The organism is Streptomyces sp. NBC_00873, from assembly GCF_045207415.1.
GTDB lineage: Bacteria > Actinomycetota > Actinomycetes > Streptomycetales > Streptomycetaceae > Streptomyces.
Genome location: NZ_CP108803.1, coordinates 6,635,573 through 6,661,859 on the forward strand (window position 1 = coordinate 6,635,573; position 26,287 = coordinate 6,661,859).

Genomic DNA, 26,287 nt, shown 5'->3' on the forward strand with positions numbered 1-26,287 from the left:
CCCCGGGAGCGGTGGCCCGGCAGGTTGTTCCCGTCAGCGCCACCCCCAATCCTCACACGATCGGATGAATGTGAAGCGAAGGAGACTGCGGCCGCCGTAGGGCCCGCTAAATTCGCGCCGTTCCATAAGACCGACCGGCAATTGGGGGGCGGCGTCACGGGGCTGGGGCACGCACCTCGCGGCGTTGTCGTCAATCACCATGGCTCCTTCCCCAAGCTCTCGGCTTCGCTCGAGCAGGGGAGACCCCATCTGGCTCAATCCTCCGCCTTGCGATGCACGCACCCCAGCCCCGCTCCTTCACCCACCCCCCAATTGCCGGTCGGTCTAAGGGCTGCCCGCCCGGCCCCGAAGGCAGGAGACCGTACAGCTGATGTCGGAACGACCTCCGCAGCGCACCCCCAACCGCCAGCTCGCCTCGCTCATCACCGAAGCCGGATTCTCGAACGCCGGTCTCGCCCGCCGGGTGGACCAGCTCGGCCTCGAACACGGCCTGGATCTGCGCTACGACAAGACCTCCGTGACTCGCTGGCTGCGCGGCCAGCAACCGCGCGGGACCACCCCCGCACTGATCGCCGAGGTCTTCACCCGGCGGCTCGGGCGCCGGCTCTCCGCGCAGGACCTGGGCCTCGGCGGGTGTGTGCCCGTCTACGCCGGTCTGGAGTTCGCCGCCACCCCGGCCGAGGCGGTGGACATCGTCAGCGGCCTGTGGCGGAAGGACTCGGGCAGCCATGCGGAGCTGCGCAAGATCGCCTTCACCCCGGCCGGGCTCGTGGTGCCCAGCCGCGACTGGCTGATCGGACGGGCCGACGAGTGGGTGGGGCGGGGGAGCGGGACGGCTGGCCCCGGCGGGGGCAGCGGGACCCGGGCGGCGCCGGTGCTCGGTGCGCAGCGCGGGCCGGTGGGGGCAGACGGGACCCGTGGTTCGCACGCCGGAGCGCACGCCACGGCCCACCCGGGGGCGCATGGATTGCATGGGGCGAGCGGGTCCGGGGGCCGATACGGCGCCCGGGGGCCCGCGCCCGCCAGGCCCTCCGGGCCCGCCGCGTCGTCCTCCGCCTCCGCCGGGCCTCCGGTGCACCTGGTGCCGTCGGCAACCGGCGCTCCCGGCGTCCCCCGGCAGCGGCAGACCGACCGCGGAGCCGGCCAGAAGGTCAGCAGCGGCGATGTCGCCGCCCTGCGTTGCGTCGGCGAGCTCTTCCGCACCCTGGACAACGCCTACGGCGGCGGCCACGCCCGCCAGGCCCTCGTCCGCTACCTGGAGCACGAGGCCGAGCCGATGCTCCGCGGGACGTACGGGGAGGCCACCGGACGGCGGCTCTTCTCGGCCGCCGCCGATCTGACCCGGCTGGCGGGCTGGACCTCGTACGACATCGCGGCGCACGGTCTCGCCCAGCGCTACTTCGTCCAGGCGCTGCGGCTCGCGCAGGCGGCGGGGGACCGGGCGTACGGCAGTTACGTGCTGATCACCATGAGCCGGCAGGCGGTCTATCTCGGGCACGGCAGGGAAGCCGTCCAGCTGGCGCGCGTCGCCCAGCAGGGCATCGGCTCGTCGGCGCCGCCCGTCGTGCTGGCCCTGCTGCACGCCGTCGAAGCGCGCGGGCACGGCGTGCTCGGTGAGGCCAGGACCTGCGCGGCCTCGCTGGCGCGGGCGGAACGCGCGCTGGAGACCGCCCGGCCCGGGGACGACGTCCCGTACTGGGCGCGCTACTTCGACGAGGCGCAGCTCGCCGACGAGTTCGGGCACTGCCACCGCGATCTGCAGCAGTACCGGGCCGCCGCCCAGCACGCGGAGCGCTCGCTGCAGCTGCGCGCCCCGGGGTACGCCCGGAGCAGGCTGTTCTGCCGGGTGGTGCTGGCGTCCGCCCGGCTCGGGCTCGGTGAGCTCGACCAGGCGTGTCTGCTCGGCGCCGAGGCGGCCCAGCAGGCGGCGGAGATGCGGTCGGTTCGGGCGACGGAGTACGTACGGGACTTCGAGCGCCGCCTTGAGCCGTACCGGGACGCGGCTGCGGTACGCGGATACCGGGACCGGGTCGCGGCCCTCGGGTGATCCCTCCCGCGTGACCAGGGATGACGCTTCCGCGTGACTCCTGCGCACGACAGAACGGGTGGTGGCCCGGACCGGGAGCGATCGGTCCGGGCCACCACCCGTTTCGGCAGGGCTCTCTCAGTGCCCGCGCACCTCGACCTCCGCCAGCGACAGCGGGTTGGTGCCGGAGGTCAGCTGCACGCGGACGTACCTGCCGGAGGTGCCCGCCGGGAGCTGCACGGAGGACGGCCGTCCGGCCTGACCGGTGACACGGACCGCCGTCACACCGGGTGCGGTCCGTGCCTCGTCGAGTCCGTCGGCCGTGATCGGGGTGTCCGAGGTCAGGACCCAGAAGTCCTTCAGCCGGTCGGAGCAGCAGTCGGTGCGGTTCCAGATGTCGACTGCGGACAGTGACTTCGAGGCGCCCAGGTCGACCTGCCACCACGCCTGCGACGAGGGCTCCGCGGTGTGGGTCACCGAGCCCGATCCGAAGGAGCCGTCGGTGTTCCCGTCGACGGCGCGGGAGGCAGGGGCGTCCCACGCGGTGCTCTTCTGGGTGGCCGGCTTGTTCCGGGCGAGGTTCTCCGGGGCCACCCTGACCTTGACCGCCGTGGTGGTGGTGAGAGGGCCGTGGCGCAGGGTGATGTTCAGTGTGTACGTACCGGGGGCCGCGGAAGCGGGCGGCGTCACGGTGAACGGGACCTTCGCGTCGGCGCCGGGCGACAGTGGGGGCACGCGGGTGGCCACCGGGGTGACGGTCCAGCCCTCGGGTCCGGACAACCCGATCCCGGTCCCGGGTGCGCGCGTGCGAGCGGTGTTGGTGAGGGTCAGGGTGCCGTCGGCGGCGTGTCCGGGGTTGAGCTCCTTCGGCAGTTCGGTCCTCGTGCGGACGAGGGTGTTCACGCCCGGAGTGGTGACCTTGAAGACGTACGCGCTCGTGCTCCTGGTGGCCGACGCCCCGTCCTTCGGTGTCTCGACGATCACGCGGCCCGCGGCGTCCTTGTGCCAGGGGAGTGCGCTGCCGTCCGAACCGAGCAGGGTGATACGGGAGTCGGCGGTGACGGGCGTGTCGGCGCCGAGGGTGAGTTCGGCTCCGGGCCACTCCAGCGCGGTCGCGTACAGCGTGCCGTCCTTCACCGTGTAGCGGACCTTGTCGTCTCCGGTCGGCTCCTCGGCATGGTGCCAATAGGTCGTCCCGTAGATCGCCTCGCCGTTGATCTTCAGCCAGGCTCCGATGTCGAGCAGTCGCTGCTGCTGGATCTCGGGGATGGTGCCGTCGGCGCGCGGGCCGATGTCGAGCAGCAGGTTGCCGTTCTTGCTGACGATGTCGGTGAGCGAGTCGATCAGCTGGTCGGAGGTGAGGTGGTCCTCCTCGGGCTCGTTCTGGTTGTAGCCGTAGGAGTGTGCGATGCCCCGGCTCGCCTCCCACTTGTTCGGGTCGATGTCCGGCTTGACCGTGTACTCGGGTGTCTGGAAGTCGAGTTCCTTGCTGTCCAGCGCACCGGTCTCGATCTTGCAGCGGTTGGCGACCGCGACCTCCTTCGGGTGCGTCCGGTTCTTCGCGCGGTTGTAGTAGTCGGCGATGACGGGCGCGGTCTTCCAGTACGACGCGGGTTTGTCCCATTGTCCGTCGCACCAGATGATGTCGGGATCGTACTGGTCGACCAGCTCGTTCAGCTGCGGGACCATGTAGTCGCCGACGTAGTCCTTGACCGACGGGGCGCCGGTGTACGGGACTTCGGCGCCGGTGTACGGGTTGCGGACCTGGCTGCCGGTGTACGACGGGTTGTACCACTCGTACAGCGAGTAGTAGAAGCCTGCCTTCAGCTGCCCTCCCTCGGTGTCCTTGCGTGCCGCCTTGAACAGGTCGCCCGCCAGGTCGCGCTTCGGGCCGAGGTCCACGGTGTCGCGGCCGCTGACCTTGCTGTCGAACAGTGCGACGCCTTCATGGTGCTTGGAGGTCAGCACGAAGTATTTGGCACCGGCATCCTTGAACAGCTTCACCCAGGCGTCCGGGTCGTACTTCTCGGCCTTCCACTGGCCGATGAAGTCGTCGTAGTTCGCGGCCGTGCCGTAGGTGTCCTTCTGATGAGTGTTGGTGGCGCTGCCCTTGCTGTTCATGTAGTTCCAGTACCACTCGGCGTAGCTGCCGCGCGGACCCCAGGCGGGCACCGAATAGGCGCCCCAGTGGATGAAGATGCCGAACTTGTCGTCGTTGAACCACGTCGGCGTGGGGTGGCTGTTGAGGGACTCCACCGTCGGCTCGTAGTCCTTCGACGGGGGTTCGGGCGAGGCGGAGGCCGGGGTGGTCAGGAGGCCGGCGAGGGCCGCCAGGGCCGTCGCTCCGACGAGTCTGGTACGGGTACGGGTACGGGTACGGGCATGGGCGTGGGTGCGGGTCACTGCGGGTTCCCTTCGGGTCATCGGTCGTGGTGCGCGTAGTCGGCCCGGACCTGTTCGGGGCTCAACGCCTCGTCCCAGGTGGTGACTTCGTCGAGATCTCCGCGTAGCCCGGCCTTCTCGGTGCCGATCGAGCGCAGCGGGAGCGGGATGGACGCGTCGACCGTGCCGACGCGCTCGCCGTTCGCGTACAGGGTGGTGCGGCCCGGCTCGGTGACCCAGGTCAGCTGGTCGGTGGAGACGGCCTTCGGCACGGTGAGGTGATCGGGGGCGGTGCGCAGCAGCTGCAGGAGCGTGCGCGTCCCGTAGAACAGGCCGTGGGTGGAGGCGGACTCGATGCGGACGGCGTCCGTGCTCTCGAACCGGTGGCCCTCCGCGCCCAGTGCCCCGTGCTCGGTGAGCGTCAGCACGATGTCGCCGGCCCGCGCGTGCCGGATGTCGCTGCTGACGGCCGGAGCGACCCCACTGACCTGGGCCACCTCCGTACGCAGCTGCTTGGCCAGGTCCTGCACGGACTGCCGTGCGGGGCCCGGGAGTTCGGCCCGCCCGGAGGGGAGCGCGGTCGTGGAGCGGGACCGGGGGTCCACCAGGATGCGGGTCCCCGCCGACAGCTGCGTGTGGCCGCCCGCTTCGGTCCACTGGGTCGGTCGGGGAACAACGGGCGGCCCTGGGGCGGCCGTTGTGGTGCCTGTGCTCGATGCGGGTTCGTCCGGAGGCTCGTTCGCCACCGCGACGGGAGTGATAGATCCGATGACTAGAGCTATGAGGAGCGGCAGAACGGGCGTGACTCGGCGCACTACGGTCTCCTGAAGTCCGGTTTCGCCAGGACCGTAGCGGTAAGTGTGTCGCGCGACAAGGGTGTTTGCGGGAGTGGTGTGGACCACTCCCGAAAATAGGAGGTGGGGTGAGAGATCCGATCTGTAAGAGGTGTTGGGGGGGTTGGGATCGGCTGGACCGGGGCAGGATGTGCGCGGGCGGACTCAGAGGCAGCCCGACAGCCTCTCAGGCCGCTTCGCGCAGCTCCGCCTCCAGGTGGCCGGGCCGGATGCCCAGATCGCCGAGGATGGCGTGCGCTGCGCGGCGGCCTGAGAACAGGGCGCCCTGCACCGTGCTCGTGTCCCGGTGGTCGCCGCACACATACAGCCCGGCGAGCAGCCTGACCGGGCGGCGCAGATCGTGCGGGGGCGGCATGGCGGGGACCGCCTCCGGGTCGTGGTGGGCGGCCAGCAGTTCCCAGTCGCCTGTTGGGGTGCCGTACAACGCGGCGAGATGGGTGCGGACCGAGCGGTCGAGATCGGGCGGCGGGGTGCCGAGCACCGTCGACGTGATCAGGGTCCGGCCGTGCGGGGCGCGCGAGGGGTCGACCTCGCTCATCACGCAGGTGTGGGCCACCGGGCCCGAGCGGTCGGCGTCCAGCAGTAGTGAGGCGCCGGTCGGCGGGGGAGCGGGGGCGGTGTGGTGCAGGACCGTCACCGGATGGAAGGGCGGCACCCGAAGACCGGGCAGCAGCTCGGCGGCGGCGCTCGCACCCGTGGCCAGCAGCAGGGAACGGCAGCCCAGTTCACCGTGTTCCTTGGTGCGTACGGAGGTGATGTCGGCGGCGGTGACATGGACGCCGGTCCGCACGGTGCCGGGCGGCAGGGCCGCCGCCAGCAGCTCGGGCAGCGTGGCCGAGCCGCCGGACGGTACGCACAGCCGGCCGCGCGCGTAGCTGCGCAGGGCGAGATCGGCGCACCGGCTCGATGTGGTGAGCCCGGGGTCACTGAGCAGCGCGGCGAGCAGCGGGCGCAGGAAGCCGTTGACCGTACGGGAGGGCAGGCCGCGGGTGGACAGGGCGGCGAGCGCGGTCCGCTCCGGCCGGGCCAGGATGCGGGCGGCCGGGGTGGTCGCGAGCCGGGCGAGGGCCGCGCCGAGCCTGGCCTGGTCGATCGGCCCGCCCATCGGCGGGCGGGGGGCGCTCGCCAGGGCGCGCGCCGCCTTGAATGCGCCCCGCGCGCTCCGTACCTGGCGCGCATCGCCGGTCCGGTACTGGCGGCCCTCGCTGTGGACGAGGACCCCCGGAGCGAAGCTCCGCAGCAGGAGCCCTTCGAGGCCGGGCGCGGCGCGCAGTTCCGGATACGAGGTGCTGAGGAGCGGGCCGATGTGATCGAGCCGGAACCCGTCCACCTCCTCGGTGGTCATCCGGCCGCCGACGCGTGGACCGGCCTCCAGGACGCTGACGCTGACCCCTGCACTGGTCAATTGATGGGCTGCTGACAGGCCGGCGATCCCGGCACCGATGATGACGACGTCCGCGTGGTGTGCCGTGCTGAGCACGTGCCCCTCCCCGAGTCGGCGCAACTGCTGGGAGGCTCTTGCCCCCAACAGGCCCCCGGAATGCCCGAGTTCGCCACGAGGCTAGGAGGGGTCCGGTGCGGGCGCAGTCGCGCGCGGTCCGGGGCACCGTTGCACGGGGTCGCACATCCGTGTGATTCGACTGTGCGTGGTCAGTGCAGCGCCGCGCGAATGGCGCCGTCGATGCCGGGGAAGGCGAAGGTGAACCCCGAGTCCAGCAGCCGTGCGGGCAGTACCCGTTGGCTGCCCAGCACGTCCTCCGCGAAGTCCCCGAGGGCGATCCGGAGTGCGGGCGCCGGGACGGTGAACAGCGTCGGACGGTGCAGCACGCGCCCCATCGCCGCTGTCACCTCGGCGTTGGTCACGGGGCCGGGGCCGGTCAGGTTCACCGGTCCGGACAGCGACTCCGTGTCGAGGAGGTGCCGCAGGGCCGCGATGTGGTCGTGCAGCGCGATGAAGCTCCAGTACTGGCGCCCGCTGCCGAGCCGCCCGCCGAGCCCCGCCCGGAACAGCGGGAACAGCCGCCCCCAGGCCCCGCCCTCCCGGGCGACGACCAGGCCCGTGCGCGCGTACACCGTCCGGATGCCTGCCGCCGCCGCCGGAGCCGCGGCAGCCTCCCAGTCCACGCAGACGGACGGCAGGAAGCCCGTGCCGTGCGGCGCGCTCTCGTCGACCGCGCGGTCCCCGGTGTCGCCGTAGTAGCCGATGGCCGACCCGCAGAGCAGCACCTTCGGCGGTACGTCGAGGGAGGCCACCGTCTCGGCGATCGCCGCCGTGCCCAGCACCCGGCTGTCCCGGATCTCCCGCTTGTACTCCTCCGTCCAGCGGTGGTCGCCGACCCCGGCGCCGGCGAGATGGACGACGGCGTCGCAGCCGACCAGGCCCGCCCCGTCGACGTAACCCCGCTTCGGATCCCACTCGACCTCGTCCCCGGCGCGCGCCGGGTGCCGGACGAGGCGTACGACCTCGTGTCCGTCGGCGCGCAGCGAGCGCACCAGCGCGGCTCCGATGAGTCCGGTGGATCCGGTGACAGCGATACGGGAGTACACCATGGCCCCATCCTGCCGCAGCGGCGCACGGGGTGCCTCGCCCCCAGCACTCGTCATGCCCGAATCACTCGAACAGCAGTTGTAGGGCGACATCCCGGTAGTGGCGCACATGCCGCAGGGCGCAGACCGCCGCCGCCTCGCTGTCCGCCGCGGTGATGGCGGCGGACAGCAGCCGGTGCTCCTCCCAGAGCGGTCCCGGGTCGTCGATCTGCTGGAACAGCCAGCGCAGCCGTCCCTCCAGCGACTCCAGGGTGGTGGCCAGCAGCTCATTGCCGGACAGCTCGACGATGTGGTGGTGGAAGGCCGTGTTGGCGCGCGAGATGCGTTCCGGCCTGCCGGACAGGGTGGCCCGGCGGGCTGTTTCCAACAGGGCTGCCAGTTCCTGCAGTTGGCTGTCGGTGGCTCGTTCGGCGGCGCGTCGGACGGCGAGCACCTCCAGCGCCTCGCGCATGTCGAAGAGGTTCTCCACGTCCTGCCGGGAGAGCTGCTTGACGACGATGCGGCGCGGCGACAGCGCCTCCAGGAAGCCCTCTCCGAGCAGGATGCGGATCGCCTCGCGCACCGGGACCCGGGAGACCCCGAACTCCTCGGCGACATCCCGCTCGACCAGCCGGTCGCCCGGTTTGAGCCGCCCGGCGATGATGCGGTCGCGCAGCCCCTCGCAGACCTGGTCGCGCAGCCACACCGTGCCGGTCAGTGAACTGGCCGTCTCAGTACCTGTGTTGGTCCGGCTCACATGTCCTCCATGTATCGATTCGCTCACGGTATACCAAACCCTTGACGACCTCGGGAGGCGTCTGCATTCTTTGGTATACCAAAATGCGGAACGGCCCGGCCGGAGCCGCTGCTCACCCTGTCCGATCAGTGATTCGAGGGTTTGCCATGACCAGTACGTCCCGCACCTCAGCGACCGCGGGCAGAGCCGGCGCATCCGGCGCCCGCCCGGCGGGCGACGGTGCCCGCCCGACCCGGGTGCGCTGGAAGATGTTCGTCCTGCTGCTCGGCGTCGTCGCGCTCAACTACATCGACCGGGGCTCCGTCTCCGTCGCGCTGCCGCTGATCACCAAGGACCTCGGTCTCTCCAAGGAGACGACCGGCTTCCTGCTCAGCGCGTTCTTCTGGACGTACGCGCTGATGCAGATCCCCAGCGGGTGGCTCGCCGACCGGTTCGGCGCCCGCCGCATGGTCTCCGGCGCCTGCGTCGGCTGGGGAGTCGCCCAGGGGCTGACCGCGGCCGCCGGCGGCGCGGGGTCACTGCTCGGCTTCCGGCTGCTGCTCGGCGCCGTCGAAGCCCCCGTCATGCCGGCCGGCGGCAAGCTGAACGCCCAGTGGCTGCCCGCCAAGGAGCGAGGCCGGGGCGCGGTTCTCCTGGACGGCGGCGCCCCGCTCGGCGCGGCGCTCGGCGGCATCGTGATCTCCATGCTGATCGGCTGGACGGGCAGTTGGCGGATCAGCTTCCTCGTCGCGGGCGCCCTCACCGTCGCCGCCGGCCTGTACGCCGGCTGGTACATCCGTAACACGCCCGCCTAGCACCCCGGCGTCAACGCCGCCGAGGCCGCCTACATCGAGCGGGCACACGCCGAGGAGGACGCCGCGGGCCCCGCCGATGTGCGCACCGGCCTGCTGCCGTACCTCAAGTACCGCTCGTTCTGGGCCATGTGTCTGGGCTGGATGGGCTTCAACGGCGTCTTCTACGGACTGCTGACCTGGGGCCCGCTCTATCTCTCCGAGTCCAAGGGCTTCGACATCGCGACCATCGGCTGGTCGACCCTGGTCATCTTCGGCGCGGGCTTCGTCGGCGAACTGATCGGCGGCTGGACCTCCGACCGCTGGAAGGCCAAGGGCGCCGGAGCCAACACGGTGATGCGCACGATGATGGGCGTCGCCGGGATCGTTGTCGTCTCCGGACTGCTCGGGGTGGTGCTGGTGCCCGACGCCATGACGGCGGTCGCGCTCCTCTCCGTCGTCCTCTTCTTCCTTCGCTGGGCAGGTCTGTACTGGTCGTTGCCGTCCGTGCTCGCCGGACGGGCCAACGCCGGAGTCGTCGGCGGAGCCATGAACCTCTCCGGCAACATCGCCGGGATGATCACGCCGATCGCGGTCGGCTTCATCGTCGGCGCCACCGCGAAACCCCTCGTCCACGGTCACGAGGTCGACCTCGTCGAGTTCTGCGGCAACTGGTACGTGGACGACCTGCCGCCCATGATGTTCAACAAACACGCGCACAACAGCCAGGGGTACGTGAGCCCGCGCCAGCTGGAGCAGGACTGGCGCGACCAGTTCGACTGGGTCCACCGTGAGCTCGACTACGCGGTCCTGCCCATCACCCTGCACCCGGACGTCAGTGGCCGCCCGCAGGTGCTCCTCATGCTGGAACGCTTCATCGAGTACGTCTCCGGGCACGAGGGCGTCAGCTTCTGCACCCTGGAGGACGCGGCCGACGACTTCCGCCGCCGCTTCCCGTTCGGCTCCGCCGAGCGCCCGGCAGATATGCGATGACGTGACCGGGCGGGTCGTGGCACAGTGGCGCCCATGTCTGAGCTCACCACCCGCCCCGTGCGCCCCGCCGTTCTCTCCGACGACACCGCTCTCGGGGAGCTCGACCGGGCCACGTGGTCGACCCTCCACGCCGTAGCGCCGCGGCCGCACCCGCCGTACGAGCCGTTCTTCAACGACCGCAACCGGCCCGAGCAACTGCTCGTGGCCGAGGCGAAGGATCCGGCGGGTGAGATACGCATCGCCGGCTACATCCGGGTCGTCGCGCCGACCCCGCTCGCCTGCAACACGCATGTGCGCCAGATACAGGGCCTCGCCGTGGCCGACTGGGCGCGCGGCAGCGGTGTCGCCCGAGGGCTGCTGCGGGCCGCGTTGGCGCTGGCCCGCAACGAGGGGGCGAACCGGATGACGCTGCGGGTGCTCGGACACAACGCGCCCGCCCGGGCGCTGTACGCGTCGGAGGGGTTCGTCGTCGAGGGGGTGCTGCCCGGCGAGTTCTTCCTGGGCGGGCGCTACGTCGACGACGTGATGATGGGCCGCTCGCTCGCCTGATTGACCCGGTACCACACGGCGCGCAGCGCCGGATCGTCCTGTGCCGCCCGTAGCAGACCGCGCGTCCAGCCGAGCTGCTCCGCGGCGTGCTCGTCGCGCGGGCTGAGCACGTCCGTGACCGCACCCTCCAGCGCCTCGGCCGGCGGGACACCCGGACCGGCCGCGTCGAGCAGGGCGCGCCGGCGCTCGGCGCCGCCGGAGAGCAGTGGTCCCACCGCGTCCTGCTTGGAGCGGAAGTAGCGGTAGGAGGTGCGCAGCGCGACGCCCGCCCGGTGGGCGATGTCCTTCGCCGTGGTGCCGTCCGGCCCGCGCTCGGCGAAGAGCGCGGCGGCCGCACGCGCGATGTCCAGCTGGGTCGCGGCCTTGCGGCGCTCGGTGAGGGACGGCTGCTGGTGGCGAGGACGGTGCGTTCATCACGGGCACGGAGATCCGCGTCGACGGCGGCACCCACTTCTGAACCCGGCTGCCCACAGCGGGGACGGGGCGGCTCAGCCGGAGCCGAACCGCTCCCAGAGCAGGGGAAAGCGTTCGGCCAGCGCCACGTCGTCCTCGAAGCGGACGGGGGCGCCCTGCGGCTCGGCGGCCTGCGGCGGAAGGCCGAGGTCCGGCGTGACGACGCCGGTGAGCTGTTCGTACGCCTCGTCGGCCGCATAGCCGAGATCCTCGGCGTCCCCGTCGATCTCCTCGTCGAACTCGTCGAGCAGTTCGGCGAGGCTGTCCGGATCGTGCACCGCCCCCTCGAAGACCTCCCGCCCCTGGCCGATCAGCCAGCACCGGAAGTAGTCGAAGGCGTCGTCGCTCGCGCCGCCGAGCAGCACGGCGGCGGCGCCCCACAGGTCCCAGTGGTACGCGCGGTTGTAGCGGGCCTCGAAGTGCCGGGCGAAGTCCAGCACGGACTCCGGATCGAGCTGCACCAGCCGGTCGACGAGCAGGTCGGCATGGTCCTCGGGGTCGCCATCGGCGGCCTCGCGGGTGCTGTCGATGATCTCCCAGAACTCCGTCTCGTCCATCACGGGTCAAGCATCGGCCTTGGCGGCAGGCGATGCACGCGGAGACACCGAAAAGAAGCCTTCAGCGATAGAGGCCGCTCAGCCGTTCGGCGGCAGCGGCGAAGCGGTTCCGCAACGCGGGCGGTTCGAGGACCTCCAACTCCGGTCCCAGGGACAGCAGCTGGTCGTACGCGACCTCCAGGGACTCCACGGGCAGGGTGACGGTCCGCCACCCGTCGGTGCCGGGCGGGCCGGCCGCGTCCAGTGCGTCCCGGACCGCCGAACGGTCCATGGTGTGCGGCAGTCGGCCTACCCCCGCCTCCGACACCCGTACCGTCACCTCGGTCCGCAGGATCGAGCGGGCGAACCGCGCGGCCTGCTCGTCCCAGAAGCCCGGCAGATCGAAGTCGTCGTCGCGTACGAACCGTTCGTCCGACACGGCCACGGCGGTGAAGCGGTCGATCCGGTACACCCGGAATTCCGTCCCGGCGCGGGCGCACACGTACCAGACCCCGGCCTTGAGAACGAGTCCGTACGGCGCCAGCTCCCGCTCGACCTCACCGCCCGCACCGCCGCGCCGGTAGCGGGCGCCGACCATCCGGTCGTCCCAGACGGCCTGCGCGACGGCGGGCAGCAACTCGGGCGTGACGGGCTCCTGATACCAGCCGGGTGCATCCAGGTGGAAGCGCCGGGCGGCGGTGTCGGAGGCGTCCCGCAGCGAGGGCAGCAGCGCGGCGGACACCTTGAGCCGGGCGGCCGACGCGGCGTCGTGGAGCCCCATCTCGCGCAGCGCGGACGGCAGCCCGGAGAGGAAGAGCGCCTCGGCCTCGTTACGGGCCAGCCCGGTGAGCCCGGTCCGGTACCCGCCGACGAGCCGGTACCCGCCGGCCCGGCCCCGGTCCGCGTACACGGGAACCCCCGCCTCGGAGAGTGCCTGGGCGTCGCGGGCGACGGTCCGTTCGGACACCTCCAGCTCCCGGGCGAGCTCGGTGGCGGTCATGGCGGACCGGGACTGGAGGAGCAGCACCATCTTGATGAGCCGGGCAGCACGCATGGGGACAAGTCTGCCTTGCCCTCCATCGCCGGGCGGGCTCGCAAAAAAATGCCCTCCGGCTCCGGACAGGCCCGAAGATCGAGCCCGCCCGGAGCCGGAGGGCGGCACGGCAGCCGGGCGTACCCGGCTGCCCTCACCTCACAGCCCGTACTTCTCCCGGGCCTCCTTGACCGCGGACGCGGTCACCTCGCCTCGCCGCGCCAGCTGGGCCAGCGCAGCGACCGTGATCGACTGCGCGTCGACCCCGAAGTGGCGGCGGGCCGCGTCACGCGTGTCGGACAGACCGAAGCCGTCCGTGCCGAGCGAGGACCAGTCCTGCTCCACCCACTGGCTGATCTGGTCCGGCACCTGCCGCATCCAGTCGCTGACCGCGAGGACCGGGCCCGGTGCGCCTTCCAGCGCCTGGGTCACGTACGGCACCCGCTGCTCGCCGTGGAGCAGCGCCTCGTCGCACTCCAGCGCCTCGCGGCGCAGCTCGCCCCAGGACGTGGCGGACCAGACGTCGGCCGTGACACCCCAGTCCGCGGCGAGCAGTTCCTGGGCCTCCAGGGCCCAGTGGATCGCCGTGCCGGAGGCCAGCAGCTGCAGGCGCGGCGCGTCCGCCGTGCCGGGCGTGCCCTCCTTGAAGCGGTAGAGCCCCTTGACGATGCCCTCCTCGACGCCTTCCGGCATCGCGGGCTGCGGCTTCGGCTCGTTGTAGACCGTCAGGTAGTAGAAGACGTTCTCGGCCTCGGGGCCGTACATCCTCCGCAGACCGTCCTTGACGATGACCGCGATCTCGTACGCGAACGCCGGGTCGTAGTTGAGCGACGCCGGGTTTGTGGCCGCGATCAGGTGCGAGTGGCCGTCCGCGTGCTGGAGGCCCTCGCCGGTCAGCGTCGTCCGGCCGGCCGTGGCGCCGACGATGAAGCCCTTGCCGAGCTGGTCGGCGAGCTGCCACATCTGGTCGCCGGTCCGCTGCCAGCCGAACATCGAGTAGAAGATGTAGAAGGGGATCATCGTCTCGCCGTGCGTCGCGTACGACGTCGACGCGGCGATGAAGTCCGCCATGGCCCCGGCCTCGGTGATCCCCTCGTTGAGGATCTGGCCGTCCTTGGCCTCCTTGTAGTACATCAGCTGGTCGCGGTCGACCGGCTCGTACGTCTGGCCCAGCGGCGAGTAGATACCGGCCGACGGGAACAGCGACTCCATGCCGAAGGTACGGGCCTCGTCCGGGACGATCGGCACCCAGCGTTTGCCGGTCTCCTTGTCCCGCATCAGATCCTTGGCCAGGCGCACGAAGGCCATCGTGGTGGCCATCTCCTGCTTGCCGGACCCCTTCTTCAGCGCGGCGAACGCCCGCTCCTCCGGCTCGGGCAGCGCCACCGCGTGCACCCGGCGGGCCGGGGCGGGGCCGCCGAGGGCGGCGCGGCGCTCCTGGAGGTAGCGGACCTCGGGGGAGTCCGCGCCCGGGTGGCCGTAGGGCACCAGGCCGTCCGCGAAGGCGCTGTCCGGGATCGGGAGTCCGAGCAGCTCGCGCATGCCCTTGAACTCGTCGACCGTCAGCTTCTTCATCTGGTGGTTGGCGTTCTTGGACTCGAAGCCCTTGCCGAGCGTGTAGCCCTTCACCGTCTGAGCGAGGATCACGGTCGGCGCACCCTTGTGCTCGACGGCCGCCCGGTACGCCGCGTACACCTTGCGGGCCTCGTGGCCGCCGCGGGAGGTGTAGAAGCACTCGGCGATCTTCGCGTCGGTGAGCAGCTTCGCCAGCTCGGCGAGCGCGGGCTCGGCACCGAAGAAGTGCTCACGGATGTACGCGACGTCGCGGGTGGCGTACGTCTGGAACTGCGCGTCCGGGACCTCCCGGAGCCGGCGGACCAGCGCACCGGTGGTGTCCAGCTGGAACAGCTCGTCCCAGGCGTTGCCCCAGAGCGTCTTGATGACGTTCCAGCCGGCCCCGCGGAACGCGCCCTCGAGCTCCTGGACCACGCGGAAGTTGGCGCGGACCGGACCGTCGAGGCGCTGCAGGTTGCAGTTGATGACGAAGGTCAGGTTGTCGAGCCGCTCACGCGCCGCGAGGGCGAGGGCGGCGGTCGACTCGGGCTCGTCCATCTCGCCGTCGCCCAGGAAGGCCCAGACATGCGAGTTCGACGTGTCCTTGATGTTGCGGTTGGCCAGATAGCGGTTGAAGCGCGCCTGGTAGATCGCCGAGAGCGGGCCGAGGCCCATCGACACGGTGGGGAACTCCCACAGCCAGGGCAGCCGCCTGGGGTGCGGGTAGGACGGCAGACCGTCGCCGCCCGTCTCCTGGCGGAAGTTGTCGAGCTGCTGCTCGCTGAGCCGGCCGTCGAGGAAGGCGCGGGCGTAGATGCCGGGGGAGGCGTGGCCCTGGATGTAGAGCTGGTCGCCGGAGCCGTCCCCCTCCTTGCCGCGGAAGAAGTGGTTGAAGCCTGTCTCGTACAGCCAGGCTGCCGAGGCGAAGGTGGCGATGTGGCCGCCGACGCCGAACCGGGAGCCGCGGGTGACCATCGCGGCCGCGTTCCAGCGGTTCCAGGCGGTGATCCGGGACTCCATCTCCAGGTCGCCGTCGAACGCGGGCTCGGCGGCGGTCGGGATGGAGTTGACGTAATCGGTCTCCAGCAGCTTGGGCAGCGCGAGACCGGCGCCCTCGGCGTGCTGCAGCGAGCGGCGCATCAGGTACGCGGCGCGGTGCGGGCCCGCGGCCTTGGTGACGGCATCGAGGGAGGCCGCCCATTCGGCGGTCTCCTCCGGGTCACGGTCCGGGAGCTGGTCGAGCTCGCTCGGAAGCTTTCCTACGGGGTCGGTCATGATCGCCGCCTTCCGGAGAGGAGGGGGGTGGAGAAAGGCCCTGACTGGCAGGACAGGGCGATGGGGCCGGTGGGCCCGCGGAGTGAACTGTAAAACGCTGATCGATGATCGATCAAAGAATGAAGGGCAAAACTTCTCGATATGAAGAAATTGGCATCCGGTGCCCTGTTTCACGGCACGGAGTGACGTCAGAAATGCGATGAATCCGGGCGCTCGCCTGCACGGCTGAGCGCCCCGACCACGCATCTGCGTACCTGTCTCAGGCGCGCGGCGCGCATCCCAGGACATGCGCCTTCACCAGCACACCGATGTCCGGGTCCTTGCGCAGGAACGCGTCGATGAGCGCCTCGTGCTCCTCCGCGTACGACTTCTGCACCGTCCCCAGCCACCGGATCGAGAGCGCCGTGAACACCTCGATGCCCAGACCCTCCCAGGTGTGCAGCAGTACTGCGTTCCCGGCGGCCCGCACCAACTCCCGGTGGAACGCCACCGTGTGCCGCACCTGTGCCTCGCCGTCGGCCAGCCGGTCGGCCTCGTACAGCGCCGCCACATGCGGCGACAGCCGCGAGCAGTCCTCGCCGAGCGCCGGAGCCGCCAGCTCCGCCGCGATCTGCTCCAGGCCGGCCCGTACCGGGTAGGACTCCTCCAGGTCGGCGGCGGTCAGATTCCGGACCCGTACGCCCTTGTTGGGCGCCGACTCGATCAGCCGGAGGGTCTCCAACTCCCGCAGCGCCTCGCGTACGGGCGTCTGGCTGACCTCCAGCTCGGTGGCGATCCGGCGTTCCACGATCCGCTCGCCCGGCTTCCAGCGCCCGCTGACGATCCCGTCCACGATGTGCTCGCGGATCTGTTCGCGCAGCGAGTGGACGACGGGCGGGGTCATGAGGGCTCCTTCGGGGAAACCGGTGCTGCCGGTCCGACCGGTGCGGGCGAGGCAACCGGTGGTGTCTAGACAATACGGCGGCGCCCCCGTCCGGAAGGGTTCCGGGCGGGGGCGCCGCTGGTGAGGCTGGTTACAACCGTGGTGCTCAGAGGCCGAGCTCGACCTCGAACTCGCCGGCCTCAAGGATCGCCTTGACCGCGGTCAGGTAGCGGGCGGCGTCCGCACCGTCCACCAGACGGTGGTCGTAGGAGAGCGAGAGGTACGTCATGTCGCGGACACCGATGACGGTGCCCTCGGCGGTCTCGATGACCGCCGGACGCTTGACGGTGGCACCGATGCCCAGGATGGCGGCCTGGTTCGGCGGCACGATCACGGTGTCGAACAGCGCACCGCGCGAGCCGGTGTTGCTGATGGTGAAGGTGGCACCGGACATGTCGTCCGGGGTGAGGCCGCCGCCGCGGGCCTTGCCGGCCAGCTCGGCGGTCTTCTTCGAGATACCGGCGATGTTCAGGTCACCCGCACCCTTGATGACCGGCGTCATCAGACCCTTCTCGGCGTCCACGGCGATGCCGATGTTCTCCGAGTCGAAGTACGTGATGGTGCCCTCGTCCTCGTTGATCCGGGCGTTGATGACCGGGTGGGCCTTCAGCGCCTGGGCCGCCGCCTTCACGAAGAACGGCATCGGGGACAGCTTGACGCCCTCACGGGCGGCAAAGGCGGCCTTCGCCTGGTTGCGCAGCTTCATCAGCTTCGTGATGTCGACCTCGACGACCGAGGTCAGCTGGGCCTGCGAGTGCAGCGCCTTCATCATGTTGTCGCCGATGACCTTGCGCATGCGGGTCATCTTGACCGTCTGGCCGCGCAGCGGGGACGCCTCCAGCTTCGGCGCCTTCGCGGCTGCCGGGGCAGCCACGACGGGGGCCGGAGCGGCAGCGGCGGCCCTGGCGGCCTCCGCGGCGGCGACGACGTCCTGCTTGCGGATGCGGCCACCGACGCCGGTGCCCTTGACCGCGCCGAGGTCGACACCGCTCTCGGAGGCGAGCTTGCGGACCAGCGGCGTGACGTACGCGCCTTCGTCGGCGGCCGCGGCCGGAGCCACCGGGGTGACCGGAGCCGGAGCAGCGACCGGAGCCGGGGCAGGGGCGGCCACGGGCGCCGGGGCGGCGGGCGCCGCCGGGGCCGGAGCGGCCACCGGGGCGGGGGCTGCGGCGATCGGAGCCGGGGCAGCCGGAGCGGCCACGGGGGCCGGAGCGGCCGGAGCCGGGGCAGCCGCCGGGGCGGCCCCCGCGGCACCGATGACGGCGAGCTTCGCGCCGACCTCGGCGGTCTCGTCCTCGGCGACCACGATCTCCAGCAGCACACCGGAGACCGGGGCGGGGATCTCGGTGTCGACCTTGTCCGTGGAGACCTCGAGCAGCGGCTCGTCCTCCGTGACCTGCTCGCCGACCTCCTTCAGCCAGCGGGTGACGGTGCCCTCGGTGACGCTCTCGCCGAGCGCCGGGAGGGTGACGTCCGTACCGGCCGCGGCACCGGCCGGGGCAGCAGCCGGAGCCGCGGCCACGGGGGCCGGGGCGGCGGGGGCCGCCGCGACCGGCGCCGGAGCCGGAGCGGCCACGGGCTCGGCGGCCGGAGCCGCGGCCGGGACTGCTGCACCCGTGCCGTCGTCGATGACGGCCAGCTCGGCGCCGACCTCGACGGTCTCGTCCTCGGCGACCTTGATGGACGCGAGGATGCCGGCGGCGGGCGCCGGGATCTCGGTGTCGACCTTGTCGGTCGAGACCTCGAGCAGCGGCTCGTCGGCCTCGACGCGCTCGCCCTCGGCCTTCAGCCAGCGGGTGACAGTGCCCTCGGTGACGCTCTCACCGAGCGCCGGAAGGGTTACGGAAACCGACATGGTTTCAGTTGCTCCTTACGAAAGTGCGGAAGTGGGTCGGTCGTCGCGCCCTGGACTGGATCAGTCGTGGGAGTGGAGGGGCTTGCCGGCCAGGGCCAGGTGGGCCTCGCCGAGCGCTTCGCTCTGCGTCGGGTGGGCGTGGATGAGCTGCGCGACCTCGGCCGGCAGCGCCTCCCAGTTGTAGATCAGCTGGGCTTCGCCGACCTGCTCGCCCATACGGTCACCGACCATGTGGACGCCGACCACGGCACCGTCCTTGACCTGGACGAGCTTGATCTCGCCCGCGGTCTTGAGGATCTTGCTCTTGCCGTTGCCCGCAAGGTTGTACTTCAGAGCGACGACCTTGTCCGCGCCGTAGAGCTCCTTGGCCTTGGCCTCGGTGATGCCCACGGAAGCGACCTCGGGGTGGCAGTACGTCACCCGGGGGACACCGTCGTAGTCGATCGGGACGGTCTTCAGACCGGCCAGCCGCTCCGCCACCAGGATGCCCTCGGCGAAGCCGACGTGCGCGAGCTGCAGCGTCGGGGCCAGGTCGCCCACGGCCGAGATGGTCGGAACGTTGGTCTGCATGTACTCGTCGACGAGGACGTAGCCGCGGTCCATCGCGACGCCGGCCTCCTCGTAGCCCAGACCCTGTGAGACCGGGCCGCGGCCGATCGCGACCAGCAGCACCTCCGCCTCGAACGTCTTGCCGTCGGCGAGGGTCACGCGGACACCGTCCTGCGTGTACTCGGCGCTCTGGAAGAACGTACCGAGGTTGAACTTGATGCCGCGCTTGCGGAAAGCGCGCTCAAGAAGCTTCGAGCTGTTCTCGTCCTCGACCGGAACGAGGTGCTTCAGGCCCTCGATGATCGTGACGTCGGTGCCGAAGGACGTCCACGCCGAGGCGAACTCGACGCCGATGACGCCGCCGCCCAGGACGATCGCGGACTTCGGGACGCGGTCCAGCTTCAGCGCGTGGTCCGAGGAGATGATCCGGTTGCCGTCGATCTCCAGGCCCGGCAGCGACTTCGGCACGGAGCCGGTCGCCAGGAGCACGTGGCGGCCCTGGATGCGCTGGCCGTTCACATCCACCGAGGTGGGGGAGGAGAGCCGTCCCTCACCCTCGACGTAGTGCACCTTGCGGGAAGCGACGAGACCCTGCAGACCCTTGTACAGGCCCGAGATCACGTCGTCCTTGTACTTGTGGACGGCCTCGATGTCGATGCCCTCGAAGGTGGCCTTGACGCCGAACTGGCCGGCCTCGCGGGCCTGGTCGGCGATCTCGCCGGCGTGCAGCAGCGCCTTCGTGGGGATGCAGCCGTTGTGCAGGCAGGTGCCGCCGACCTTGCCCTTCTCGATCAGAGCGACGTCCAGGCCCAGCTGCGCTCCGCGCAGGGCCGCGGCGTAACCGCCGCTACCACCGCCGAGGATCACTAGGTCGAAAACGGTGCTGGCGTCGTTCGCCACGTCACGTCCTCCATGCATGTGCGCCGTACGCCGGGCCCCGTCGCTGGGGGATGACCGCCGGTCGGCTGGTGTTCGGCCGCTTTTGTTATTCGGCCCTGTGGTGGGGGCCCTGTCCTGCCGAGAACCCATCTTCGCACTTGTTGACGGTGGGCGGGACGCGGGGCCCGGGTACGGGACGGATGATCACCCGTTCCGGATGGTTACTGCTGCGTAGAGATTGGTAGGAGCGGCGCGAAGCACCGCGGTGGAAGGGTGATGGTGGGAGACGGGTGGAAGTGCGGATTTCGTTGAGAGCGAAACCTGTGCGCACCGGGCATCGATGCCGACGGGTGAACACGTACGGCCCCGGACGTATGCCCGGGGCCGTACGCACGGAGCATCCTCAGCCGAGGTCCCCGGCGGCGGTGCGCTCCGCCAGCTTCACCAGCGTGCGGACCGCGGAACCGGTGCCGCCCTTCGGCGTGTAGCCGTACGGCGCGCCCTCGTGGAAGGCCGGACCCGCGATGTCCAGGTGCGCCCAGGCGATGCCCTCGCCCACGAACTCCTGCAGGAACAGACCGGCCACCAGGCCGCCGCCCATCCGCTCACCCATGTTGGCGATGTCGGCGGTCGGGGAGTCCATGCCCTTGCGCAGGTCGGCGGGGAGCGGCATCGGCCAGGAGGCCTCGCCGACCTCCTCGGCGATCTCGTGGATGGACGTACGGAAGGCGTCGTCGTTCGCCATGATGCCGAAGGTGCGGTGGCCCAGCGCCAGGACCATCGCTCCGGTTAGGGTCGCCACGTCGACGATCGCGTCCGGGTTCTCCTCACAGGCGCGGGTCAGCGCGTCGGCGAGGACGAGCCGGCCCTCGGCGTCCGTGTTCAGCACCTCGACGGTCTTGCCGCTGTACATGCGCAGCACGTCACCCGGGCGGGTGGCGTTGCCGGACGGCATGTTCTCGGCGAGCGCCAGCCAGCCGGTGACGTTGACCTGGAGGCCGAGACGGGCGGCCGCGACGACGGCCGCGAACACGGCGGCGGCGCCGCTCATGTCGCACTTCATCGTCTCGTTGTGACCGGCCGGCTTCAGCGAGATGCCGCCCGAGTCGTAGGTGATGCCCTTGCCGACCAGGGCCAGGGTCTTCTCCGCCTTCGGGTGCGTGTAGGCGAGCTTCACCAGGCGGGGGCCGTGGGTCGAGCCCTGGCCGACGCCCAGCAGACCGCCGAAGCCGCCCTTGACGAGCGCCTTCTCGTCGAAGATCTGCACCTTGATGCCGTGCTCCTTGCCGGCGGCCGTGGCCACGGCGGCGAAGGACTCGGGGTACAGGTCGTTCGGCGGGGTGTTGATCAGGTCGCGGGCGCGGTTGATCTCCTCGACGACCGCGGTGGCACGCTCTGCGGCCGCCTTGAACGCCTTGTCGCGCGGCTTGGTGCCGAGCAGGGCGACCTCGGCGAGCGGCAGCTTGGCGCCATTGCCGTTCTTCTTGTCCTTCGGCGCGAGCTTGTTCTCGCCGCCCTGGTACGCGGTGAAGGCGTACGCGCCGAGCAGTGCGCCCTCGGCGACGGCCTCGGCGTCCTCGACGGACGTGGTCGGCAGCGCGAAGCCGGCCTTCTTCGAACCGGTCAGCGCACGCGCGGCGGAACCGGCGGCCCGGCGCAGTGCCTCGCCGTCGAACGCCGCGTCCTTCTCCGGGACCGGACCGAGTCCGACCGCGATGACGACCGGGACCTTGAGGCCGTCCGGTGCAGGGAGCTTGGTCACTTCGCCCTCGGCACCGGAGGCGCCCAGGGTCTCCAGGACGGTGGCGAGCTTTCCGCCGAACGCCTTGTCCACGGCCTCGGCGCCCGGTGCGACGACCAGGCCCTTGGCTCCCTTGGCGACGCCGACGACAAGTGCGTCGGCGCGCAGCGTCGCCGCACCGGCAGTGCTGAGAGTGAGAGCAGTCACGGTGGTGAAATCTCGCTTCCGTTGAGTTCGTTGTCGGTCGAGGGGTGGGCCGACCGTGCCCGGCGCATCGTAGACGCCGCCGCAATGTGCCGGGAATGAGCCTACGCGCGCCTTTGCTGCGGGATCACGGCGGCGGGCCGTCTGCGGCCCGTTCCGGCGGCACGGCTCCGGCCCCCGGCCGGCCCGGTCGGAGGCTGCGATGGCAGAACCGGCCCGGGAAGCAGGGTTGTTTGTCCGCCTACCCCAGGGTCAACGCCACCAGCGCCGTCGTCGCCGCCGTCTCCGCGACCGCCCCGAAGACATCCCCGGTCACGCCCCCGAACCGCCGCACGCAGTGCCGCAGCAGCAGCTGCGCGCCCATCAGCCCGGCGACTACGGCAAGGCCGTGGTGCAGCGAGCCGTACCCGCCGAACACCGCGCCCGCCCCCGACCCCGCTGCCACCACCGCGACCGTCACAGCCGCCGCCGCCCCCATCGGCACCGTTCCCGCCACTGCTGCCCCCAGCCCCTCCGGCCGGGCCGGAGGCACGCCCTGACGGGACGCCAGCGTGAGCGCGAGGCGGGCGGTGACCCCCGCGACGACCGACGCCACCGCGCCGTGCGCCCAGCCCTCCCCGTACAGCTCATGGAGGACCGCGACCTGGGCCAGGAGGACGAACAGCAGGGTGATGACACCGAATGGCCCAATGTCCGACTGCTTCATGATGCGCAACGCGTCCGCCGCGGGCTTGCCGCTGCCGAGCCCGTCCGCCGTGTCGGCGAGTCCGTCGAGGTGCAGCCCCCGAGTGAGGACCGCGGGCACCGCGGCGGAGGCGACTGCCGCGAGCAGCGGCCCGGACCCGAACAGCAGCAACAGTGCGCCGGGGACCGCCGCGAGCAGCCCCACCACCAGACCGGCGAGCGGGGCGCTCAGCATCCCGGCACGGGCGGCCCCGCGGTCCCAGCGGGTGACGCGGACGGGGAGCACGGTCAGGGTGCCGAAGGCGAAACGTATGCCGTGGCTGTTCAGGGAGGTCACGGCGCGCAGGCTAATCCCCGGGCCGCACCGCTAGATTGGCCGAAACGCTGCAAAGCACCGCACAAGCGGATCAATGGGAGTGGGTGGCATGGGTCACTGGTTCGATCAGAACTTTGTCGAGCCGGGGAAGCTGCCCCTGCTTCTCGCCCTGGCCGCCTTTGTGCTGACCTTCGCCATCACCCGTCTCATCACCCGGATGATCAGGGCCGGGAAGGGGCCGTTCCGCAACATCACGCCCGGCGGGGTGCACGTCCACCATGTGGTGCCCGGTGTGGTGCTGACGGTGATCGGCGGCTTCGGCGCGGTCTCCAGCGGACGGTACGGCGTCGCGGCGGGCGTCTGCGCGGTGATCTTCGGGATGGGCGCGGGACTGGTGCTGGACGAGTTCGCCCTGATCCTCCATCTCGACGACGTGTACTGGTCCGAACAGGGCCGCCAGAGCGTCGAGGTCGTCGTCCTCACCGCGGCGCTCGTCCTGCTCCTCCTCGGCGGCTTCTCACCGCTCGGGGTGAACGAACTGACCAGCGGGCAGCAGCAGGGCCGGCTCGGCATCGTCCTGACCCTGCTGATCAACTTCTGCTTCGTGCTGATCGCCCTGTTCAAGGGCAAGGCACGGATGGCGGTGATCGGCACCCTGGTGCCGTTCGTCGCCCTGTTCGGGGCGATCCGGCTGGCCCGACCGACGTCGATGTGGGCGAAGAGGTTCTACCGCAACCGGCACCGCGCCCGTTCCAGGGCGGTGCTGCGCGCATATCACCACGACCGGCGCTGGGTGGGGCCACGCCGAAGGTTTCAGGACCTCATCGGCGGCGCGCCGGACCGGGACCGGCTTCCCAGGCCCAAGTCCTGATCGCTGCGGGCGGGCAGCTGCCGACGCCGGTCGTGCCGGGCGTCGAGACCGCACAGGATCAGCACAGCGGCGATCGCCGCCAGGTGTTCCTTGCCCGCCAAATTGTTCTTGAAGATCACTTCGATGACCATCACCGCGATCACCACCGCCCCGGTGCGCCACGCCCGGTAGGCGTGGCACACATAGACCGCGAGCCCGACCACCGCCGCCGACGGTCCGGTGTCGACGACCTGCGCGTCGGATGCGGGCAGTCCGAACAGCCCGTCGGGGCCGACCGCGACGCCGGTCCGTGCGTACAGTGTCCCGGCCAGCGTGGCGACGTACGCGATGAGCAGCGTGCGCCGTCGTCCGAGACAGACCTCGGCGGCCCCGAACACCACGAGCACCTGCGCCAGCGCACCCCACACCGGCAGATCGAGCGCGGGCACGAACAGCGACAGCGGGGTACGCAGCAGGGCGGTCCACAGCGGGTCCTCGGCACGCACCGAGCCGAGGACCCGCACCGGACGTAAGCCCCACGGCTGGTTCTGCACCGCATGGAGCAGCGCCGTCAGGCCGACCGCGGCCAGCGTCATCGGGACCGCGCGCAGCCGGGAACGGGTGAGCACCCCGTGTACGGTCGAGAACAGCGGCCCCCACTCGCGGCGGGCGGCCTCGGGCAGCGCCGCCATCGGCCTCATCTACGGGTCGCCAGGTGCGAGCGGTGCAGCCACTTGGGCAGCCCGGGCGCCTCCAGGAACCCTTCGGCGCGGCCCGCGGCGATGCCGATGCGCAGCAGGTCGGAGCTCTTCTCGAAGAGCATGAAACGCGGCTCCCAGATCGGTCGGTACTTGGCGTTGGCGCGGTAGAGCGACTCGATCTGCCACCAGCGCGAGAAGAAGCTGAGCAACGAGCGCCACAGCCTCAGCACCGGCCCCGCGCCCAGCCGCGATCCCCTCTCGAAGACCGACCGGAACATTGCGAAGTTGAGCGACACCTGTGTGATCCCGATCTCTTCTGCGCGCCGGAGGAGTTCGATGACCATGAACTCCATCAGACCGTTCTCGGCGTCCCGGTCACGGCGCATCAGGTCCAGCGAGAGACCGTTCGGGCCCCAGGGCACGAAGCTCAGTACGGCGCGCAACTCGCCGGGGCCACCCGCTCGTTCGCCTTGCTCCTTCTCCGTCGAGTCACGGCATTCGAGCATCACGCACTGGCCGTCCGCCGGATCGCCGAGCCGCCCCAGCGCCATCGAGAAGCCGCGCTCGGTCTCGCCGTCGCGCCAGTCGTCGGCGCGTCGCACCAGTTCGGCCATCTCCCCGTCGGGGATGTCGGAGTGGCGCCGGATGGTCACCTCGTACCCGGCGCGCCTGATCCGGTTGTACGCCTGGCGGACGGTCCGCATCGCCCGCCCTTCGAGGGTGAACTCGGCGGTCTCCACGATCGCCTCGTCGCCGAGCTCCAGCGCGTCGAGCCCGTGCCGGGCGTAGACCGTGCCGCCCTCCTCGCTCACCCCCATCACCGCTGGGATCCAGCCGTGTTCGCGGGCCTCGGCCAGCCATGGTCCGATCGCGCCGGGCCAGGCCTCCAAGTCGCCGATCGGATCACCGGAGGCGAGCGAGACGCCGCCGACCACCCGGTAGGTGACGGCCGCCTTCCCGGTCGGCGACCAGATGACGCTCTTCTCCCGGCGCAGTGCGAAATAGCCGAGCGAGTCGCGTTCGCCGTGCTTTTCGAGGAGGGCGCGGAGCCGGTCCTCGTCCTGCGGGGTGATCGGGTCGACGGCTCGGCGTGAGCGGAACGCCACGTACACGACGGCGATCAGCAGCAGGGTGGAGAGGATGTTGATGACGACATTGGCCCAGCCGGGCACGGTGATGCCGGGGAAGCGGGCTTCGTCGGTCGCCACCGAGACCAGCCGCAGCGCGCCGTAGCGCCAGCGGTCGAGGAAGGTCGACCGGTACTCGTCGTGCGCCTCGTTCGTGACGGTGACCAGCAGGGTGGCGATCAGCGAGGTGACCAGCAGCCCGCCGACGGCGACCACGGCCGCCAGCTTCGCGTTGGAGCGGTCGCCCTTCGCGTAGAACTCCCGCCGGCCCAGGATCAGCGCCACGACGAACGCGGCCGTCAGCGCCAGGGAGATCCAGTTCTGCGGGTACTGCCGGATCTCGGGAAAGACGATCACGAAGGCGAAGAGCAGGAGCAGGAGGCCGCTCAGCACCATGTTGACGATCCAGGCGGCGCGCTTGCGCCGTCGCATGGTGATGGCGAGGAAGAGGGCGACCACTCCGGAGGAGAAGCCCGCGGTGAGCAGATAGGGGGTGAAGTAGTTCTCGGTGTTGTGCCGACGCACGTCCTGGCCGAGCGTGACCCAGACGGCGCTCAGGAAATTGATGAACGACACGATGCGCAGATACCAGATGGTGAATGCCGCACTGCGTCGTGAGCGCACGGTGCTCCGCCGGGCGTCCTGGCCGGCCAATCGGACCTCTCCCATAAAAAGCGATCATATGGGGCATTTCGCTCCATGGGGAGGCCTGCTGCGGCCGGTGTCCGGTGGTCGGCGGCCGCAGCGCAGC

At 71.0% G+C, this 26,287-nt stretch carries 18 protein-coding genes and 2 pseudogenes; 4 read left to right on the forward strand and 16 right to left on the reverse strand.

Annotated features, from left to right (window positions below):
- The first annotated feature begins 370 nt into the window (after positions 1-370).
- Positions 371-2,047 (forward strand): regulator, encoded by a 1,677-nt coding sequence (locus OH809_RS30645; protein WP_406418780.1) that lies wholly within the window; start codon positions 371-373, stop codon positions 2,045-2,047.
- Positions 2,048-2,164: 117 nt separating this feature from the next.
- Here OH809_RS30645 and OH809_RS30650 read toward each other — a convergent pair whose 3' ends face one another.
- The 5 genes from OH809_RS30650 to OH809_RS30670 form a co-directional block, all read right to left on the reverse strand.
- Positions 2,165-4,429 carry an alpha-L-fucosidase gene (locus OH809_RS30650; RefSeq protein ID WP_406515936.1) on the reverse strand — a complete coding sequence of 755 codons (2,265 nt, stop codon included), beginning with the start codon at positions 4,427-4,429 and terminating at the stop codon, positions 2,165-2,167.
- Positions 4,430-4,446: 17 nt separating this feature from the next.
- A complete protein-coding gene (locus tag OH809_RS30655) occupies positions 4,447-5,223 on the reverse strand; it encodes a glycoside hydrolase family 20 zincin-like fold domain-containing protein (RefSeq protein WP_406418778.1) in 777 nt (258 codons plus the stop codon).
- A gap of 205 nt (positions 5,224-5,428) precedes the next feature.
- Complete coding sequence (locus OH809_RS30660; RefSeq protein ID WP_406418776.1) at positions 5,429-6,742, reverse strand: NAD(P)/FAD-dependent oxidoreductase; 1,314 nt, start codon at positions 6,740-6,742, stop codon at positions 5,429-5,431.
- Positions 6,743-6,912: 170 nt separating this feature from the next.
- On the reverse strand, positions 6,913-7,812 hold the full coding sequence (locus tag OH809_RS30665; protein WP_406515937.1) for a TIGR01777 family oxidoreductase: 900 nt from the start codon (positions 7,810-7,812) through the stop codon (positions 6,913-6,915).
- Positions 7,813-7,873: 61 nt separating this feature from the next.
- Positions 7,874-8,545, reverse strand: coding sequence for a GntR family transcriptional regulator (locus OH809_RS30670; RefSeq protein ID WP_406418772.1), 672 nt, complete (start codon positions 8,543-8,545; stop codon positions 7,874-7,876).
- Between the two features lie 248 nt (positions 8,546-8,793).
- Here OH809_RS30670 and OH809_RS30675 point away from each other — a divergent pair.
- Positions 8,794-10,308: pseudogene (locus OH809_RS30675) on the forward strand (MFS transporter).
- A 33-nt stretch (positions 10,309-10,341) separates the two neighbouring features.
- On the forward strand, positions 10,342-10,857 hold the full coding sequence (locus tag OH809_RS30680) for a GNAT family N-acetyltransferase (protein ID WP_406515938.1): 516 nt from the start codon (positions 10,342-10,344) through the stop codon (positions 10,855-10,857).
- On the opposite strand, the pseudogene OH809_RS30685 reads toward OH809_RS30680, so the two are convergent.
- From OH809_RS30685 to OH809_RS30725, 9 genes and pseudogenes are all read right to left on the reverse strand, one after another.
- Positions 10,833-11,207: pseudogene (locus OH809_RS30685) on the reverse strand (TetR/AcrR family transcriptional regulator); the annotation flags it as partial. The gene OH809_RS30680 and the pseudogene OH809_RS30685 overlap by 25 nt on opposite strands.
- A 138-nt stretch (positions 11,208-11,345) precedes the next feature.
- The gene (locus OH809_RS30690; protein ID WP_406424890.1) at positions 11,346-11,867 is read right to left on the reverse strand and encodes a DUF4240 domain-containing protein; all 522 of its coding nucleotides are present in this window, start codon (positions 11,865-11,867) and stop codon (positions 11,346-11,348) included.
- A 61-nt stretch (positions 11,868-11,928) separates the two neighbouring features.
- Positions 11,929-12,900, reverse strand: coding sequence for a helix-turn-helix transcriptional regulator (locus OH809_RS30695; protein ID WP_406418768.1), 972 nt, complete (start codon positions 12,898-12,900; stop codon positions 11,929-11,931).
- A 138-nt stretch (positions 12,901-13,038) separates the two neighbouring features.
- Positions 13,039-15,708, reverse strand: a complete 2,670-nt coding sequence (gene aceE, locus OH809_RS30700; RefSeq protein WP_406418766.1) for a pyruvate dehydrogenase (acetyl-transferring), homodimeric type — start codon at positions 15,706-15,708, stop codon at positions 13,039-13,041.
- A 259-nt stretch (positions 15,709-15,967) separates the two neighbouring features.
- Positions 15,968-16,591, reverse strand: a complete 624-nt coding sequence (locus tag OH809_RS30705) for a GntR family transcriptional regulator (protein ID WP_359118397.1) — start codon at positions 16,589-16,591, stop codon at positions 15,968-15,970.
- A gap of 145 nt (positions 16,592-16,736) precedes the next feature.
- Complete coding sequence (gene sucB / locus OH809_RS30710) at positions 16,737-18,485, reverse strand: 2-oxoglutarate dehydrogenase, E2 component, dihydrolipoamide succinyltransferase (RefSeq protein WP_406418765.1); 1,749 nt, start codon at positions 18,483-18,485, stop codon at positions 16,737-16,739.
- Between the two features lie 60 nt (positions 18,486-18,545).
- Positions 18,546-19,934: a dihydrolipoyl dehydrogenase gene (gene lpdA / locus OH809_RS30715; RefSeq protein ID WP_406418763.1), complete on the reverse strand. Its 1,389-nt coding sequence runs from the start codon at positions 19,932-19,934 to the stop codon at positions 18,546-18,548.
- Positions 19,935-20,316: 382 nt separating this feature from the next.
- The gene (locus OH809_RS30720; protein ID WP_406418761.1) at positions 20,317-21,861 is read right to left on the reverse strand and encodes a leucyl aminopeptidase; all 1,545 of its coding nucleotides are present in this window, start codon (positions 21,859-21,861) and stop codon (positions 20,317-20,319) included.
- A gap of 238 nt (positions 21,862-22,099) precedes the next feature.
- On the reverse strand, positions 22,100-22,879 hold the full coding sequence (locus OH809_RS30725) for an adenosylcobinamide-GDP ribazoletransferase (RefSeq protein WP_406418760.1): 780 nt from the start codon (positions 22,877-22,879) through the stop codon (positions 22,100-22,102).
- 88 nt (positions 22,880-22,967) lie between these two features.
- Between OH809_RS30725 and OH809_RS30730 the strand changes: the two genes are divergently transcribed.
- Positions 22,968-23,729, forward strand: coding sequence for a hypothetical protein (locus tag OH809_RS30730; protein WP_406418758.1), 762 nt, complete (start codon positions 22,968-22,970; stop codon positions 23,727-23,729).
- On the opposite strand, the gene OH809_RS30735 is transcribed toward OH809_RS30730, so the two are convergent.
- Together OH809_RS30735 and OH809_RS30740 are read right to left on the reverse strand one after the other, a co-directional pair.
- Positions 23,672-24,409: a hypothetical protein gene (locus OH809_RS30735; protein ID WP_406418756.1), complete on the reverse strand. Its 738-nt coding sequence runs from the start codon at positions 24,407-24,409 to the stop codon at positions 23,672-23,674. The genes OH809_RS30730 and OH809_RS30735 overlap by 58 nt on opposite strands.
- Positions 24,406-26,205: a phosphatidylglycerol lysyltransferase domain-containing protein gene (locus OH809_RS30740; protein WP_406418754.1), complete on the reverse strand. Its 1,800-nt coding sequence runs from the start codon at positions 26,203-26,205 to the stop codon at positions 24,406-24,408. The genes OH809_RS30735 and OH809_RS30740 overlap by 4 nt, the downstream gene beginning before the upstream one ends.
- Positions 26,206-26,287 lie beyond the last annotated feature (82 nt).